Consider the following 13,547-nt stretch of genomic DNA (forward strand, 5'->3'; position numbering starts at 1 on the left):
ACACAAGGAGTGCACCGTGTCCGAGGAGCACATCAAGGTCCTGCTGGCCAAGAAGAAGATCGACGTCCACGGGCGCGGCTCCAAGCTGATCGCCCGGGAGCTCCGTGACGCCGGTATGGAGGTCGTCTACTTCCGGTTCGGAGTGGCGGAGGAGATCGCCGAGGCGGCCCTCCAGGAGGACGTCGACGTGGTGGCGGTCAGCATCATGACGAGCGGTCAGATGCAGATCGCCCGTGAACTCGTCCCGGCACTCAAGAAGCGTGGGATGGACCAGGTCCTGGTGATCATGGGCGGCATCATTCCCGAGGTCGACTTCGAGCCGCTGCGGGAGCTCGGCGTCCACCGGAGCTTCCCGCCCGGCCTGCCGGGCGGTGTGGTCGCCGACTACATCCGGGAGAACGCAGGTACGGTCACCCTCGTCTAGCTCCAGGCCCAGGCCCAGGACGAGAACGTCAGTGGTACTTCCCCTGAAAGGGGTCATCGTGGCAGCGCTGTCGGGAGTGGACGGCAAGGGAATCATCGTCACCGGAGGCGGCGGCGGGCTCGGCTCGGCCATGGCCGCCGAGCTGTGCCGGCTGGGGGCGCGGGTGGTGGTCAGCGGACGTACGAAGGACACGCTGGACGCGACCGTCGAGGCCGTCGACGCCGAGCTGGGCCCGGGCCGGGCGTTCGCGGTCACCGCGGACGTCCGCGACCCGGCGTCGGTCGAGGCCATGGCCGGCCGGGCGACGGAGCTGCTCGGCGCGGTCGACGGCCTGGTCAACAACGCCTCCGGACTCTTCCCGGTCAAGGCCGAGGAGCTGACCCCCAACGGCTTCGACGCCGTCGTCAGAATCGTCCTCAACGGGACCTGGCACTGCACCTCCGAGGTCGCGCGCCGCTGGCTGGCGGCCGGCCGCGGGGGAGCGGTGGTCAACCTCCTCACCCCGTACGCGTGGACGGGCGCGCCCGGCATCGTGCACAACGCCTCCGCGAAGGGCGGCGTCCTGGCCATGACCCGCACGCTGGGCGCCGAGTGGTCCGGGCACGGGGTGCGCGTCAACGCCGTCGCCCCCGGCTGGATGCCGGTCGGCGGCACGGACTTCCTGGCGGGCGACCCCGCCGTACGTCAGCGGCTGATCGACGCGATCCCGGCCGGGCGCCTGCTGAAGCCCGAGGAGACGGCGCGCGCCGTGGCGTACCTCCTGTCCGACGACGCGTCCTACGTGGTCGGCGAGGTGCTGACCATCGACGGCGGGCACCATCTGTCCAAGGGTCTCTACGAGTTCACGGACGAGCTTCCCGGGCGCTCGTAGCGCCGTGGCCCGGCAGCGAGGAGCGGCGGGAACCCCGAGGCCCGGGGGCTCCCGCCGCTCGTCGTGGCCGCGTCGTGTTGTGGCGGCGGTGCGCTCAGCCGTCCGCCGCCGACCTCGGATGGGCGTAGTGGCGGCTGGTGCCGCCAGGGGTGCCGCGCTGGAGGAAAGCGAAGGTCCGCCGGGCGAACCTCCAGCCCTCCGGGGTCCGTACCAGCTCGTCGGTGTAGACGCCGGTGAACGCGAAGGCGTTGCCGTCGGCGTCCACCGCGTTCTCGGTGAGGTACCAGGTGGCGGTCGCCGTGTCGCCGCTGACGTCGGCATGGCCGCTGTGGGTGAGCTGGACGAGGTGCGCGAAGTTCCCCAGCAGCTTGCGCAGGAGGGCGGCGATCGCTTCCCGGCCGGCCGCCACCGGCACGCCGGGCACGTGCCACTCGCCGTCCTCGGCGAACAGGCCGGCCAGGTCCTCCGGCGCGCGCCGGTTGACGGCGTCGGTGAAGCGCGCGGTCAGTTCGCGGATCTCGAGCCGGCCGGCGGGGTCGTCGGAAATCAAGGGAACACTCCTCGGGTGAGCACGGACAGGCGGAGGGACAACGCGGGGACCGGCGCGGCTCAGCGGCTCGGGATGCCGCAGCCGTTGGGCGCCGTGCCCGCGAGTACGTCGTCGAGCGTGTAGCCCGCGGCCGGACCGTGGTCCGGCCCCGGGCGCGCGATCTGGAGCAGCGTGCCGTGGGCTTCGCGGGGGTGGAGGAAGACCTCGTGCCACTCGGGGTCGGCTTCGGAGGCTCCGTGCACGCGGTAGCCGAGCCCTTCCAGCGACGTGATGGTCCGGTCCATGTCCTGCCGTACGAGGAAGGTGACATGGTGCAGGCCGCCCAGCGGGCTGCGCCGGAAGAAGCTGTCCAGGAACGCCGAACCCGGCAGCGGCTCGAGGAGTTCGATCCTGCCGCCGCCGCGGAAGCTCAGCTGGAGACCGCGGTAGCCGACCCGTACGTTGTCGCCGCCGAGGTGGAACTCGCCGCCGAGCGTGTCCCGGTAGAGCGGCAGCAGGTCCCGGATACGGCGGGCGGCCACCGCGGCGTGGTCGAACTCGGCGTCCAGCGGAAGCCCGGCCGGGAGCGGGGCGTGGGGCGCGGTCACAGGCCGCGCCGGCCGAGCTGCTTGGCGATCGTGTTGCGCATGATCTGGTTCGTCCCGCCGGCGATCTCGTACAACTTGGTCTCGCGCCAGTACCGTTCCATGCCGTACTCGATCATGTAGCTGTAGCCGCCGAGGATCTGCATGCCGCGGTTGGCGCACCGGGTGCCGGCCTCGGAGCCGTGCACCTTCGCCATCGACGCCTCCATCGTGCAGTCCAGACCCCGGTCGAGCCGCCACGCGGCCTGCCAGGTGAGCAGGCGTGCGGTCTGCACGTCCATCGCCATGTCGGCGAGCATGTGCCCGACCGCCTGGTGCTCGATGATCGGCTTGCCGAACTGGACGCGCTCCTTGGCGTACTTCAGCGCCATGTCGAGCGCGCCCTGCCCCAGGCCGGTGCCCTCGGCACCGACGTAGATCCGTTCGGCGTCGAGCAGGCCGAAGATGATCGCCACGCCGTCGCCGAGTTCGCCGACGAGGTTCTCCTTCGGCACCCGGACGTCGCTGAGGAAGACCTCGCAGGTGTGGGTGGACTGGCCGGCGAGTTTGCGCAGCGTTCCGATCGAGACCCCGGGTGCCTCCCTGGGAATCAGCAGGACGGACAGGCCCTTGGAGGCCGAGGCGCCGGGCTCGGTACGGACGAATGCGAAGAGGTAGTCGGCCGTGTCCGCGCCGGTGGTGAACACCTTCTGGCCGTTCACGACGAAGTCGTCGCCGTCGCGTGTCGCCCTCGTGGACAGGTGCGTGAGATCCGAGCCGGCCTCCGGCTCGCTCAGGCCCATGGCCATCCGCATGGTCCCGGCGGCGATCTGCGGCAGCAGCTCCTTCCGCTGCTCCTCCGTCCCGAACCGGGCGATGCCCTTGGCGCAGAACGTGGCCGTGGGCAGCCAGGCGTACGCGAGTGCTGCGCTCGCGCGGGCGACCTCCTCGACGGCGATGCACAGGGAGATCTGATCGGCCGCGGAGCCGCCGTACTCCTCGCCGAACGCCATGCCGCACAGGCCGAGTCCGGCGGCCTTCCGGTACAGCTCGGTGTTGAACTCCTCCTCCCGGTCGTACCGCGCCACCTCCTCGACCGGTGCCTCCGCCTCGAAGAAGGCCCGCAGGGTCTCCCGCAGCTGCTGATGCTCCGTACTGATCGTGAAGTCCATTCCGTCTCCCGTCCGGCTCCTGGGTCGTCTGCCGGCGCCGGTCAGGCTCCGGCATGCTCGGTCTGTCCGGGCAGGCCGTCATGCCGCCCGCGGAGGTCCTTCTTGAGGATCTTTCCGGTGGCGCTCATCGGCAGCTGCTCGAGGAACTCCACGGAGCGGGGCTTCTTGTAGCCGGACAGCCGCTCGGCCGCGAAGGCCATCAGCTCGTCCTCGGTCACGGCGGACCCGGGTCTGCGGCGCACCACCGCGTGTATGGCCTCGCCCCAGGTCTCGTGCGGGACACCGATCACGGCTGCCTGTTCCACGTCCGGGTGCCCCTGGAGGACGCGTTCGACCTCCACGCTGAACACGTTGATGCCACCGGTGATGATCATGTCCTTGAGCCGGTCCACGATGGTGATGAAGCCCTCGGTGTCGACGACCGCGACATCACCGGTCTTGAACCACTCGCCTTCGCGGCTACTGCGGGTCTCCTCGTCCATCCGGAAGTAGCCGGGGGAGATGGAGTCACCGCTCAGCCAGATCTCGCCGGAGGTCCTGCCGTCGTGCGGCACGTCGTCACCGGCGGGGCCGACCACGCGCAGCCTGATCAGCACGTTGGGCTTGCCGACCGTGGAGAGCCGCCGCACCTGTTCCTCGGTGCCCTCGGTGAACTGGTTCTCGGGGCGCAGCACGGCGCCGCACGAGTAGCTCTCGGCCATGCCGTAGAGCGGGAAGAACACGTCGCCGATCATCTCGCGGGCGCGTCTCAGCACATCGAGTACGTACGGGGAGCCGCCGGAGATGATCCCGCGCAGGCTGGACATGTCGTACCGCTCGATACCGGGCTGCCCGACGACCATCTGCACCATCGTGGGCACGATGATGGTGTTGGTGACGCCGTACTCCTGGACCAGCCGCGGGAACTCCGCCGGGTCGAAGGCCGGGGGCACCACCGTGCGGCCGCCCTTCATCAGCACCGGGTGCAGCCCCGCCGGGCCTCCCGGGTTGAAGAAGTACGGGATGCACTGGAGCCCCGTGCCCCGTTCGGGGATGGGCAGCTCGGCGAGCCAGTTGAGCATCGCCGCGAGCGCGTTGCGGTGGGTGAGGACGGCGGCCTTGGGTATGCCCGTGGTGCCGCTGGTGGCGCCGAGCTGGTAGGTGTCCTCCTCGTGCACGGGCACCGCCGGATCGTCCGCGCGCGCCCGGCCCAGCAGGTCCTCCAGGTCCAGGTCGAAGCCGTGGTCGCCGCCGAACCCGATCACGTGCCGGACCGTCGGGACGTCCGGCAGCCAGGCGCGGGCGGCCCGCGCCAGCTCGGCGTGTACGAGGACGGCCTGCGGCTCGACGTAGGCGAGATACGAGGAGATCTCGTACGGCGCGAGGCGGATGTTCGTCGCGGCGCCGATGATGCCGGACTTGGCTGTCGCGAAGAAGAACTCGACGTACTCCCCGCAGTTCGGAGCGAAGACCGCGATCCGGTCCCCCTTCACCAGTCCCAGCCCCAGCAGCGCGTGGGCGAACCTGTTCGTGCGGACGTCCAGTTCGGACCACGAGTGGGTGGTCCCGCCGGGGACCACTACCGCGTCCTGCTCGCCGAAGAACCGTGCGTTGTGGCGGACGATGTCGCTGACCAGCATCTACGCGCTCCTTGCCTGTCGAGCCCTGGCGCTCCCGGTGACGCCAATGTAACTTGACTTAACGCTGTACGTAAGATGTAGATCGCAGCTTTCTCAGGGGGCGGTGACATGAGGTATCTCGATCTTGTCCGGGGCCCGGCGGCCAGGTTCCGCGACAAGTCCGCGGTGGTGGGGAACGGCCGGCGGCTCTCCTTCGCCGAGCTGCACGACCGGGTGGGCCGGCTCGGCACGGTCCTGCGCGGACTGGGGGTGAAGCCCGGTGACCGGGTGGCGCTGCTCGCCGCGAACGAGCTGGAATACCTGGAGATCCAGGCCGCCTGCCTGCGCTTCGGATTCGCTCTCGTGCCGGTGAACGTACGCCTCACCGAGCACGAGCTGCGCTTCATCCTTTCCGACTGCACGCCGACTTTGCTAGTGGTGGGACGCGACGAAGAGGAACGCGCGGCTCCGCTCGCCGCCGAGACGGGGATCCCACGGATGCTGGGACTGGGCGATCCCGGCGCCATCCCCTCCTACGACACCGCCCTGGCGGCCGCGGCCCCCGACGAGGGCGGCGGACCCGGCGACCCCGGCCTGCCCGCGACCATCCTGTACACCTCCGGTACGACGGGCTCGCCGAAGGGAGCGGTCATCGACCGCCTGGGGTTCACCGCCCGCGTGCTCGTCAACGCGGTGGAGCTCGGCGCGCGTCCGGACGATGTGCACCAGGCCAGCCTGCCGATGTTCCACATCGCGGCGTTCCTCTCGTACGCGTACACCGCGGTCGGCGGGACGGTGGTGATGCTGCCGGAGTTCAAGCCCGCCCTCGCGCTGCGCACGATGGAGCGGGAGCGCGTCACCTCGACGGTCCTGGTGCCGACGACCATCGCGATGCTGCTGGACAGCCCGGCCGCCGCCGGCGCCGACCTCTCCGCGCTGCGCCTGATGATCTACGGCGGCTCAGCCATCGAACCGGGCCCGCTGCGGCGCGCCATGGAGCGGCTGGGCTGCGATTTCCACCAGCAGTACGGCATGACCGAGACCGGCGGCCAGACCATCCTCCGTCCGGCAGATCACGACCCCGGGGACGCCGAAAGGCTCGCCTCCGCCGGAACCGAGGCGGTCGGCCTGGAGGTCGGCATCGTGGACGGGGACGACGTGCCGGTCCCGCGGGGCGAGGTCGGTGAGATCGTCTGCCGCGGGCCGTCGGTCATGGTGGGCTACTGGAACCGTCCCGAGGCGACGGCGGAGGCCCTGCGCGGCGGCTGGATGCACACCGGCGACCTCGGCTACCGCGACGACCGCGGCTGCCTCCACATCACCGACCGGCGCAACGACATGATCATCACGGGTGGCGAGAACGTGTACCCGCGCGAGGTGGAGGCCGCGCTCGCCGACCACCCCGGCATCTCCGAGCTGGCGGTCGTCGGGACGCCCGACCCCAGGTGGGGCCAGGTGGTCACCGCCGTCCTCGTCGGTCCGGCGCCCCCGGACGGGGAACTGAGCGACTGGGCCCGGGAACGGCTGGCGGGCTTCAAGGTGCCGCGCCGCTGGGTGCGCGTGGACACGCTGCCCCGCAACGTCACCGGCAAGGTGCTCAAGCACCGGCTGCGCAGCGACCTGTCCCGAACCGAGGACTGACGCGTACGGGCGAGGGTCGCGGGGGTCAGCGATGCAGAGGCTCAGCGGGCAGGCGGACCGGCGGACCGACGGGCCGGCGAGCCGGCGGGTCACTCACCGAGGAAGTCGGCCGGACGCCGTTCGAGGAAGGAACGGACGCCTTCGGTGAAGTCGTGGGTGTCCCACAGCTCGGTGACCCGCCGCTGCTCCAGGTCCAGCTGTTCCGCGAGGCCCAGCGTCGTCGCCCGGTCGAGCAGCTCCCGGATCCGTACGAGCGCCAGCGGGGCCGTGCCCGTCAGCGTCGCGGCCAGCTCCTGTGCGGCCGCCGTCGCCGCGCCGTCGGCCACCGCCTCCTCGGCGAGCCCCAGGGCCACCGCGGCCTCGGCCCCGACGGGCCGGTTGCGCAGTAGCAGCGAGGCCGCCCGTGCCGTGCCGAGCATCCGGGTCAGGAAGTACGACACACCGCCGTCCGGGGACGCCCCGATGGCCGTGTAGCCGGGGACCAGCCGGGCGCTCCGGCCGAGCACCCGCAGATCGGCCGCGAGCGCCAGCCCGAGGCCGGCGCCGACCGCGGGCCCCTCGACCGCCGCCACCAGCGGAACCGGCAGCTGCCGCAGCCGCTTGACGGTGCCGTGCAGCCCTTCCACCAGCGGGGTGAGGGCGGTGTGCGGGTCGCCGGCCAGGGCGCGGTCGACCAGGGACAGGTCGGCCCCCGCGCAGAAGGCCGTGCCACGGCCGGTCAGCACCAGGGCCCGGGCGCCCTCCCCGACCAGGGACGCGGCCGCTTCTCCGAGCGACCGTACGAGCTCGACGGTCAGGGCGTTGAGCTGCTCGGGCCGGTTCAGCGCGATGGTGCCGACGCGGTCTGCGAGTGAGGTGTCCAGGGACATGCGTGTCTCCTCCCGCGAAGGGCTCAGTAACCGATGGTGCGCAGGCCGTGGTCCATGCACATGTAGGGGACGCCCATGCCGAGGCGGACGAACGTGGCGTCTCGCACGCCGTCCGGGCCGAACTCGCTCAGCAGCGGGAACGAGGTGCAGACGTACTCGGCGTCGATGAAGACCGAGTAGTACCTGATCCGTTCCTCGTCGACGCGCAGGCCACTGGCCCGCTCGTAGATCTCGAACATCTCGTCACGCGGCAGCAGCGCGTCCGCGCCCCGCCACAGGGCCGACGCCCAGTCCTTCATGGGGTCGCCGAGGTGAGCCTGCTCCCAGTCCGTGAGGGCCACCACCCGGTCCCCGCTGTAGATGAAGTTGCCGACGCCGACATCACCCCACACCAGGGAGGTGCGCTGGACCTCGGCCGGGGCGTTCCGCTTCAGCCAGGAGAACAGCGCCTCCACCACGGGCATGGGTTCGGGGTCCGCCACGCGGTAGGCCGCCTCGTAGTGGGCCAGTTCGAGCAGGGCGCAGTCCTCCGGCCGCCGGGGTACGGACATGAAGTCCCCGAAGCCCGCACCCTCCCAGTCGAGGGTGTGCACGCCGGCGAGCCGTTCGGCGAGATGGGCGCCGATCCGCCGGCGCATCTCCTCGTTGCCCGGCGCGAACAGCTTCCCCGCGGACGCGGAGCCCGGCACGGTGCGGCGGATGTAGAAGGGTGCGCGGCCGATCAGCGAGGGGTCCGTCTCGTACCAGAGGGTCTCGGCGACCGGGACGTGTGTCGGGGTCAGGGCGGCGAAGGTGCGGTACTCGCGCTCGAGGGTGACCGGGACGACGGAGCCCTCCGGGTGGTCCACCCGGAGCGTGAGCGCGTCGGTGAACGGTTCGCCGCCGCGTACTCCGGTGACGTCGGCGAACCAGGTCTGACGCGACATCCCGCCGACGTTGCGCTTGAGCGAGGTGACCTCGAGCGAGTCCGCCCCGAGCCGGTCGCGCAGGTAGGCGCCGACCTCACGGCTGTCGAGATCCGGTGCCGCGTGCTGGCCGGCGCTCATGACCGCACCGGTCCGAAGGACATGAACAACGGCTCGACCATGGGCCGCATACGGTCGACCTGGCGGCGTATCAGCCGGTGCACCTCGTCCTTCATCTCCCGCACGGCGGGGATCGCGTCCTCCGGGTCCAGCTCGTCGAGCGTGCGCAGTACGGCGACGACGCCGGCGCGCAGCTCCTCGTTGCGGGCGGTGGCGCCGCCGGTGCCGTCGGCCCCGCCGCCGGCGTCGGGCAGCAGACCGGCCAGGGCGGCCCAGTCGGGGCCGTCGTCGGCGGCCGACTCCGCACCCAGCGCGGCGGCGCGGCTGCCGATGGAGGCGAGCACCACGGCCATGTCCGCGCTGTCCTCGGCCAGCGCGTCCGGTTCTCCGGCGAGCCGGAGTTCCAGGTGCCGCAGGACGAGGTCCATCGCGTTGCCGGTGTAGCGGGCCCAGCGGTCCTCGACGTGGGGGAGGAGGGTGCCGTTGAGGGACAGGCGGATGCTGGCCAGCAGTTCGGACGGGGACGGTCGCATGGGGACCCCTTCGGCCTCGGGAAAGTCCGACGGTTGTGAATCTAACGTGAAGCGTTAAATCAAACAAGCGCTGACCCGGTGGGTGATCGGGTCGCCGGTCTGCCGTGTCGAGTAAATGTGACGTGCCGCGTAAGAAAATCTCGCCCAGGCTATTGCATGACATCTAACGTGAAGGGTCAAATGACGTCATGGGCATCACACCGATCCTCGCCGACGACGAGTACATGCACGAGCCGACCGGCCACCCTCAGTTCAACGAGTCGGCCTACTACAACTTCGTGGACGGCGACTCCGGCTTCGCCGTGCTCATCCGGATGGGCAACCGTGTCAACGAAGGGCACGCCGAGGTCACCGTCCTGCTCTATCTGCCGGGCGGGAGGGCGGCCATCCGCTTCGATCGCGCGCAGATCGACAGCAACGACGCGTTCGAGGCGGCCGGGCTGCGGTTCGAGGTCGTCGAGCCGCTGCGGAAGATCAAGGTCACCTTCGACGGCACGGGCTATCTGCTGGAGCGGGGCACCGCCCTGGAGGACCCCAAGAGGGCCTTTGCCGACAGCCCCGTCGTCCCGGTCAGACTCGAACTGCACTACGACAACGTCGTTCCCGTCTACGGGCTGGGCGGCGGCTCGGGCATCGAGGGCGCCGAGGACAGCATCGCGGTGGGCCACTACCAGGGCCCGTGCAGCGTCAAGGGCTGGGTCGAGGTGGGAGGCGAGCGCCGCGAGATCGACGGCCTCGGCTTCCGCGACCACTCCTGGGGGCCCCGTAAATGGCAGGGCCCGCGCTACTGGCGCTGGATCTCCTGTATGACCGACGAGCGCAACGGCTTCGTGGCCTGGAGCCAGCGGATCGGTGACGCCCGGGCACCCGGAAACGGCATGGTCCTGCGCGACGGCTTCGTCGAACTGGTCAACAAGGTCACGGTGGAGAGCGACTACACCGACTCCGCGCCGTACTACGCCACGGGCATGCGGGTCTCGATGTGGACCGAGGCGGGCGAGCGGGTCGAGGCGAGCGGAAGCGTCTTCCATGTCGTCCCGCTCCGCAACCGCCGGGACGGCGAGGTCGCCCGCCTCGCGGAGTACCTCGTGAAGCTCGACTACCAGGGAGCGACCGGCTACGGGATCTCCGAGTACCACGACCGTATGACCGACGGGGTCCCGGCGGGGATGACCGAGGCGTGAGTACGGCGACGGAGGGCACGGCCGTGAACGGCGCGACCATGAAGGGGCTGCGCTTCGCGGAGCACGGCGGGCCCGAGACGCTGAGCTGGGACGAGGTGCCCGTCCCGGTGCCGGGCCCCGGGGAACTGCTCGTCCAGGTGCGTGCCTTCGCCGTCAACTGGGCCGATCTCCTGGAACGTGCCGGGAAGTACCCCGGCGCGCCGGCCCCGCCGTACGTCATGGGGCACGACCTCACCGGCGTGGTCGTCGGCAGGGGCCCGGACACCGCCGGGCCCGAGGACGGCACCCGCGTCTTCGGCGTGATCCCGCGCGGCGGCGGCGCGGCGGAGTTCGCGGCCGTGCCCGCCGGCCAGGTGCACCCCGTGCCCGGCACGCTCGACGACGCCCAGGCCGCCGGCGCCGCCGGGCCCTACTTCACCGCGGACGCCGCGATCGTCACCATGGGACGGCTGGAGGAGGGCGAGGACGTCCTCGTCCACGCCGCCGCCGGTGCCTACGGATCGGCCTGCGTGCAGCTGTGCCGGGCGTACGGCGCGGGCCGCGTCATCGCGACCGCGGGCTCGGACGAGAAGTGCGCGCGCGTACGGGAAGCGGGGGCCGACACCGTCGTCAACTACACGACCACCGACTTCGCCGACGTGGTCCGCGAGACGACCGGCGGGCGGGGAGTACCCCTGGTGCTCGAGTCGGTCGGCGGCGACGTTCTCGGCCGCAGCCTCGACTGCGTGTCACCCGGCGGCAGACTGGTCAGCGTCGGCGCCAGCAGCGGCCGGAGCAGCAGCCGGTTCCGGCTGCACACGCTGTTCGAACTGGGCATCTCCGTCTCGGGCTTCACCCTCGGCAACTGGCTGCGCGACAGCCCCGAGCTGGTCCGTCCGTCCGTGGCCCGGGTGCTCGACCTGTTCGAGAACGGTGGCGCCACACCCGTGGTCGCGGCCGTCTTCCCCGCTTCCGAAATCGCCGCCGCGCACGAGTTCCTGGCGGGCAGGCGGTCGGCCGGCCGGACGGTCGTCACCGTGAACCCCACTAGCCGAGAGTGAGAAGACCGTGGCCGAGGCCTACATCGTCAGTGCCGTCCGCACCCCCGTGGGGCGCAGGAAGGGCGGTCTGAGCCACGTACACCCGGCCGATCTGGCCGGATACGCCCTGGAGACCGCCGTGAAGCGGGCCGGAGTCGACGCCGGCGACATCGAGGACGTGATCCTGGGCTGCGTCGACCAGCTCGGCGCCCAGTCCACGAACATCGCCCGCACCGCGTGGCTGTCGGCGGGCCTGCCCGAACACGTTCCGGGCACGACCGTCGACCGGCAGTGCGGATCGTCGCAGCAGGCACTGCACTTCGCGGCCCAGGGCGTCATGTCCGGCACCCAGGACCTCGTCGTGGCCGGCGGTGTCGAGGTGATGAGCCTCGTGCCGATCTCCAGCCCGGCCGTCGTCGGCGAGCAGCAGGGCTTCGGCACGCCGTACAACAGCCCCGGCTGGACCGCCCGTTACGGGACCCAGGAGGTCTCGCAGTTCCGTGGCGCCGAGCTCATCGCGGAGCGGTGGGGGATCACCCGTGAGGCGATGGAGGAGTTCGCGCTCACCAGCCACCGGCGAGCCCTCGACGCGCAGCGGGCCGGAGCGTTCGACCAGGAGATCGTGCCGTTCGGCTCGCTGGACGCGGACGAGGGTCCGCGTGCGGACACTTCGTTGGAGAAGATGGCCGGGCTGAAGACCCTGACCGAGGGCGGCAGGATCACCGCCGCCGTCTCCAGCCAGATCTCCGACGGCGCGGCCGCGCTCGTCGTCGCGTCCGAGGCCGCGGTCTCGCGTCACGGCCTGTCGCCGCTGGCACGGATCCACACCATGACCGTGACCGGCGCCGATCCGGTCCTCATGCTGACCGCGCCGATTCCCGCGACCCGGCAGGCCCTGAAGCGGGCCGGACTGTCCGCCGACGGGATCGACCAGTACGAGATCAACGAGGCGTTCGCGCCCGTGGTGCTCGCCTGGCTGCGGGAACTCGGCATCGATCCCGCCCGTGCCAATCCGCTCGGCGGCGCCATCGCCCTGGGGCATCCGCTGGGCGCGACCGGGGCCCGGCTGATGACCACGCTGGTGCACAACCTCCGCCGTATGGGCGGTCGTTACGGCCTCCAGACGATGTGCGAGGGCGGGGGCATGGCCAACGCCACGATCGTCGAAGCGCTCTGATCCCACCGCGTACGCCCGGATCCGCCCGGGCCGGTGCGGTCTCGTGGTCAGATATTTACGTTGGACGTAAGAAAGCAAGTTCTCCAGTGAGAGGGACCCGCAGATGGCTGACATGGAACGCGTCGACAGGGAGACGCTGTACGTCGAGAAGTACCCGCAGGACGGCTACGCCGTGGTCACCCTGCACCGGCCCGACGTACTGAACGCGGGCAGCCCGACGCTCTTCGGGGAACTGGCCGAGACCATCTCCGGTTTCGAGGACGACGCCCAAGTCCGCGCCGTGGTCCTCACCGGCGGCCACGGCAAGGCCTTCTCGGCCGGCGCCGACCTCGGGGGCATGACGTTCGACAGCATGGGGAACTGCCGCAGGTTCATCCGGCTGGCACACGCGCCGTTCGAGGCCATCGAGCGCCTCGGGAAGGTCGTCATCGCCGCCGTCAACGGGTACGCCTTCGGCTTCGGCACCGAGATCGCCCTGGCCTGCGATCTGGCCATCGCCTCGGACAAGGCCCGGTTCGGCCTCCGCGAGATGAACCACGGCCTGGTCCCGGCGGTCACGATCACCCGCGGCATCGACATGATCGGCCGCCGCCGGGTCGCATGGATGGCCTACACCTCCGACGACGTCAGTGCGGAGGAGGCGCGCGAATTCGGCTTCGTCAACAAGGTCGTGCCGCACGAGTCCCTGGTGGCGGAGTACACCGCGCTCGCCGCCCGGCTGGCCAAGCGCGCCCCGCTCGCCGTGTCGGCCACCAAGTGGACGCTCAACAAAGCCGCCGGCGGCCACTACCGCGAGGGCGAGAACCTCATGCCCGCGATCTTCGCTTCGGCCGATGTCGCGGAGGGCCGCAAGGCGTTCGAGGAGCGCCGTGAGCCGGTCTTCCGCGGTGAGTGACTCCCGGCTGCCGTACCCACCGATCC

Annotated in this window: 14 protein-coding genes; 7 read left to right on the forward strand and 7 right to left on the reverse strand. The window is 71.1% G+C overall.

The features are described from left to right. The first annotated feature begins 16 nt into the window (after window positions 1-16). Together DVA86_RS07130 and DVA86_RS07135 are read left to right on the forward strand one after the other, a co-directional pair. A complete protein-coding gene (locus DVA86_RS07130; RefSeq protein ID WP_208876690.1) occupies window positions 17-424 on the forward strand; it encodes a cobalamin B12-binding domain-containing protein in 408 nt (135 codons plus the stop codon). Window positions 425-482: 58 nt separating this feature from the next. Further along, on the forward strand, window positions 483-1,295 hold the full coding sequence (locus tag DVA86_RS07135) for an SDR family oxidoreductase (protein WP_222623294.1): 813 nt from the start codon (window positions 483-485) through the stop codon (window positions 1,293-1,295). Window positions 1,296-1,389: 94 nt separating this feature from the next. On the opposite strand, the gene DVA86_RS07140 is transcribed toward DVA86_RS07135, so the two are convergent. Genes DVA86_RS07140 through DVA86_RS07155 form a run of 4 tightly spaced genes read right to left on the reverse strand, consistent with a single transcriptional unit; the run spans window position 1,390 to window position 5,199 of the window. Continuing rightward, window positions 1,390-1,845 (reverse strand): nuclear transport factor 2 family protein, encoded by a 456-nt coding sequence (locus DVA86_RS07140; protein WP_208876692.1) that lies wholly within the window; start codon window positions 1,843-1,845, stop codon window positions 1,390-1,392. Window positions 1,846-1,904: 59 nt separating this feature from the next. Next, window positions 1,905-2,432, reverse strand: coding sequence for a VOC family protein (locus DVA86_RS07145; RefSeq protein WP_208876694.1), 528 nt, complete (start codon window positions 2,430-2,432; stop codon window positions 1,905-1,907). Beyond that, window positions 2,429-3,580, reverse strand: coding sequence for an acyl-CoA dehydrogenase family protein (locus tag DVA86_RS07150; RefSeq protein WP_208876696.1), 1,152 nt, complete (start codon window positions 3,578-3,580; stop codon window positions 2,429-2,431). The genes DVA86_RS07145 and DVA86_RS07150 overlap by 4 nt, the downstream gene beginning before the upstream one ends. A 41-nt stretch (window positions 3,581-3,621) precedes the next feature. Next, window positions 3,622-5,199, reverse strand: coding sequence for an AMP-binding protein (locus tag DVA86_RS07155; RefSeq protein WP_208876697.1), 1,578 nt, complete (start codon window positions 5,197-5,199; stop codon window positions 3,622-3,624). Window positions 5,200-5,307: 108 nt separating this feature from the next. Between DVA86_RS07155 and DVA86_RS07160 the strand changes: the two genes are divergently transcribed. Then, the gene (locus DVA86_RS07160) at window positions 5,308-6,819 is read left to right on the forward strand and encodes an AMP-binding protein (RefSeq protein WP_208876699.1); all 1,512 of its coding nucleotides are present in this window, start codon (window positions 5,308-5,310) and stop codon (window positions 6,817-6,819) included. An 89-nt stretch (window positions 6,820-6,908) separates the two neighbouring features. On the opposite strand, the gene DVA86_RS07165 is transcribed toward DVA86_RS07160, so the two are convergent. From DVA86_RS07165 to DVA86_RS07175, 3 genes are read right to left on the reverse strand one after another with little or no spacing between them, the layout of a single operon-like run. Further along, complete coding sequence (locus tag DVA86_RS07165; protein ID WP_208876701.1) at window positions 6,909-7,688, reverse strand: enoyl-CoA hydratase/isomerase family protein; 780 nt, start codon at window positions 7,686-7,688, stop codon at window positions 6,909-6,911. A gap of 23 nt (window positions 7,689-7,711) precedes the next feature. Beyond that, on the reverse strand, window positions 7,712-8,734 hold the full coding sequence (locus DVA86_RS07170; protein WP_208876703.1) for a phosphotransferase family protein: 1,023 nt from the start codon (window positions 8,732-8,734) through the stop codon (window positions 7,712-7,714). Continuing rightward, window positions 8,731-9,246: a hypothetical protein gene (locus tag DVA86_RS07175; protein WP_208876705.1), complete on the reverse strand. Its 516-nt coding sequence runs from the start codon at window positions 9,244-9,246 to the stop codon at window positions 8,731-8,733. The genes DVA86_RS07170 and DVA86_RS07175 overlap by 4 nt, the downstream gene beginning before the upstream one ends. Before the next feature lie 188 nt (window positions 9,247-9,434). On the opposite strand from DVA86_RS07175, the gene DVA86_RS07180 reads away from it, so the two are divergent. The 4 genes from DVA86_RS07180 to DVA86_RS07195 all read left to right on the forward strand — a co-directional run bounded on the left by DVA86_RS07180 (window position 9,435) and on the right by DVA86_RS07195 (window position 13,521). Next, window positions 9,435-10,430: a DUF7064 domain-containing protein gene (locus DVA86_RS07180; protein WP_208876706.1), complete on the forward strand. Its 996-nt coding sequence runs from the start codon at window positions 9,435-9,437 to the stop codon at window positions 10,428-10,430. Next, window positions 10,427-11,470: a quinone oxidoreductase family protein gene (locus tag DVA86_RS07185; protein ID WP_208876708.1), complete on the forward strand. Its 1,044-nt coding sequence runs from the start codon at window positions 10,427-10,429 to the stop codon at window positions 11,468-11,470. Before DVA86_RS07180 ends, DVA86_RS07185 begins: the two co-directional genes overlap by 4 nt. 7 nt (window positions 11,471-11,477) lie before the next feature. Beyond that, window positions 11,478-12,626, forward strand: coding sequence for an acetyl-CoA C-acetyltransferase (locus tag DVA86_RS07190; RefSeq protein WP_208876710.1), 1,149 nt, complete (start codon window positions 11,478-11,480; stop codon window positions 12,624-12,626). Between the two features lie 103 nt (window positions 12,627-12,729). Next, window positions 12,730-13,521 (forward strand): enoyl-CoA hydratase/isomerase family protein, encoded by a 792-nt coding sequence (locus DVA86_RS07195; RefSeq protein WP_208876712.1) that lies wholly within the window; start codon window positions 12,730-12,732, stop codon window positions 13,519-13,521. Window positions 13,522-13,547 lie beyond the last annotated feature (26 nt).

The sequence above is a fragment of the Streptomyces armeniacus genome (genome assembly GCF_003355155.1).
Taxonomy (GTDB): Bacteria; Actinomycetota; Actinomycetes; order Streptomycetales; family Streptomycetaceae; genus Streptomyces; species Streptomyces armeniacus.

Coding starts and splice junctions, on each gene's coding strand:
- DVA86_RS07150 (WP_208876696.1), bottom strand. CDS start 3,580: ATGGACTTCACGATCAGTACGGAGCATCAGCAGCTGCGGGAGACCCTG.
- DVA86_RS07160 (WP_208876699.1), top strand. CDS start 5,308: ATGAGGTATCTCGATCTTGTCCGGGGCCCGGCGGCCAGGTTCCGCGAC.
- DVA86_RS07165 (WP_208876701.1), bottom strand. CDS start 7,688: ATGTCCCTGGACACCTCACTCGCAGACCGCGTCGGCACCATCGCGCTG.
- DVA86_RS07170 (WP_208876703.1), bottom strand. CDS start 8,734: ATGAGCGCCGGCCAGCACGCGGCACCGGATCTCGACAGCCGTGAGGTC.
- DVA86_RS07180 (WP_208876706.1), top strand. CDS start 9,435: ATGGGCATCACACCGATCCTCGCCGACGACGAGTACATGCACGAGCCG.
- DVA86_RS07155 (WP_208876697.1), bottom strand. CDS start 5,199: ATGCTGGTCAGCGACATCGTCCGCCACAACGCACGGTTCTTCGGCGAG.
- DVA86_RS07195 (WP_208876712.1), top strand. CDS start 12,730: ATGGCTGACATGGAACGCGTCGACAGGGAGACGCTGTACGTCGAGAAG.
- DVA86_RS07175 (WP_208876705.1), bottom strand. CDS start 9,246: ATGCGACCGTCCCCGTCCGAACTGCTGGCCAGCATCCGCCTGTCCCTC.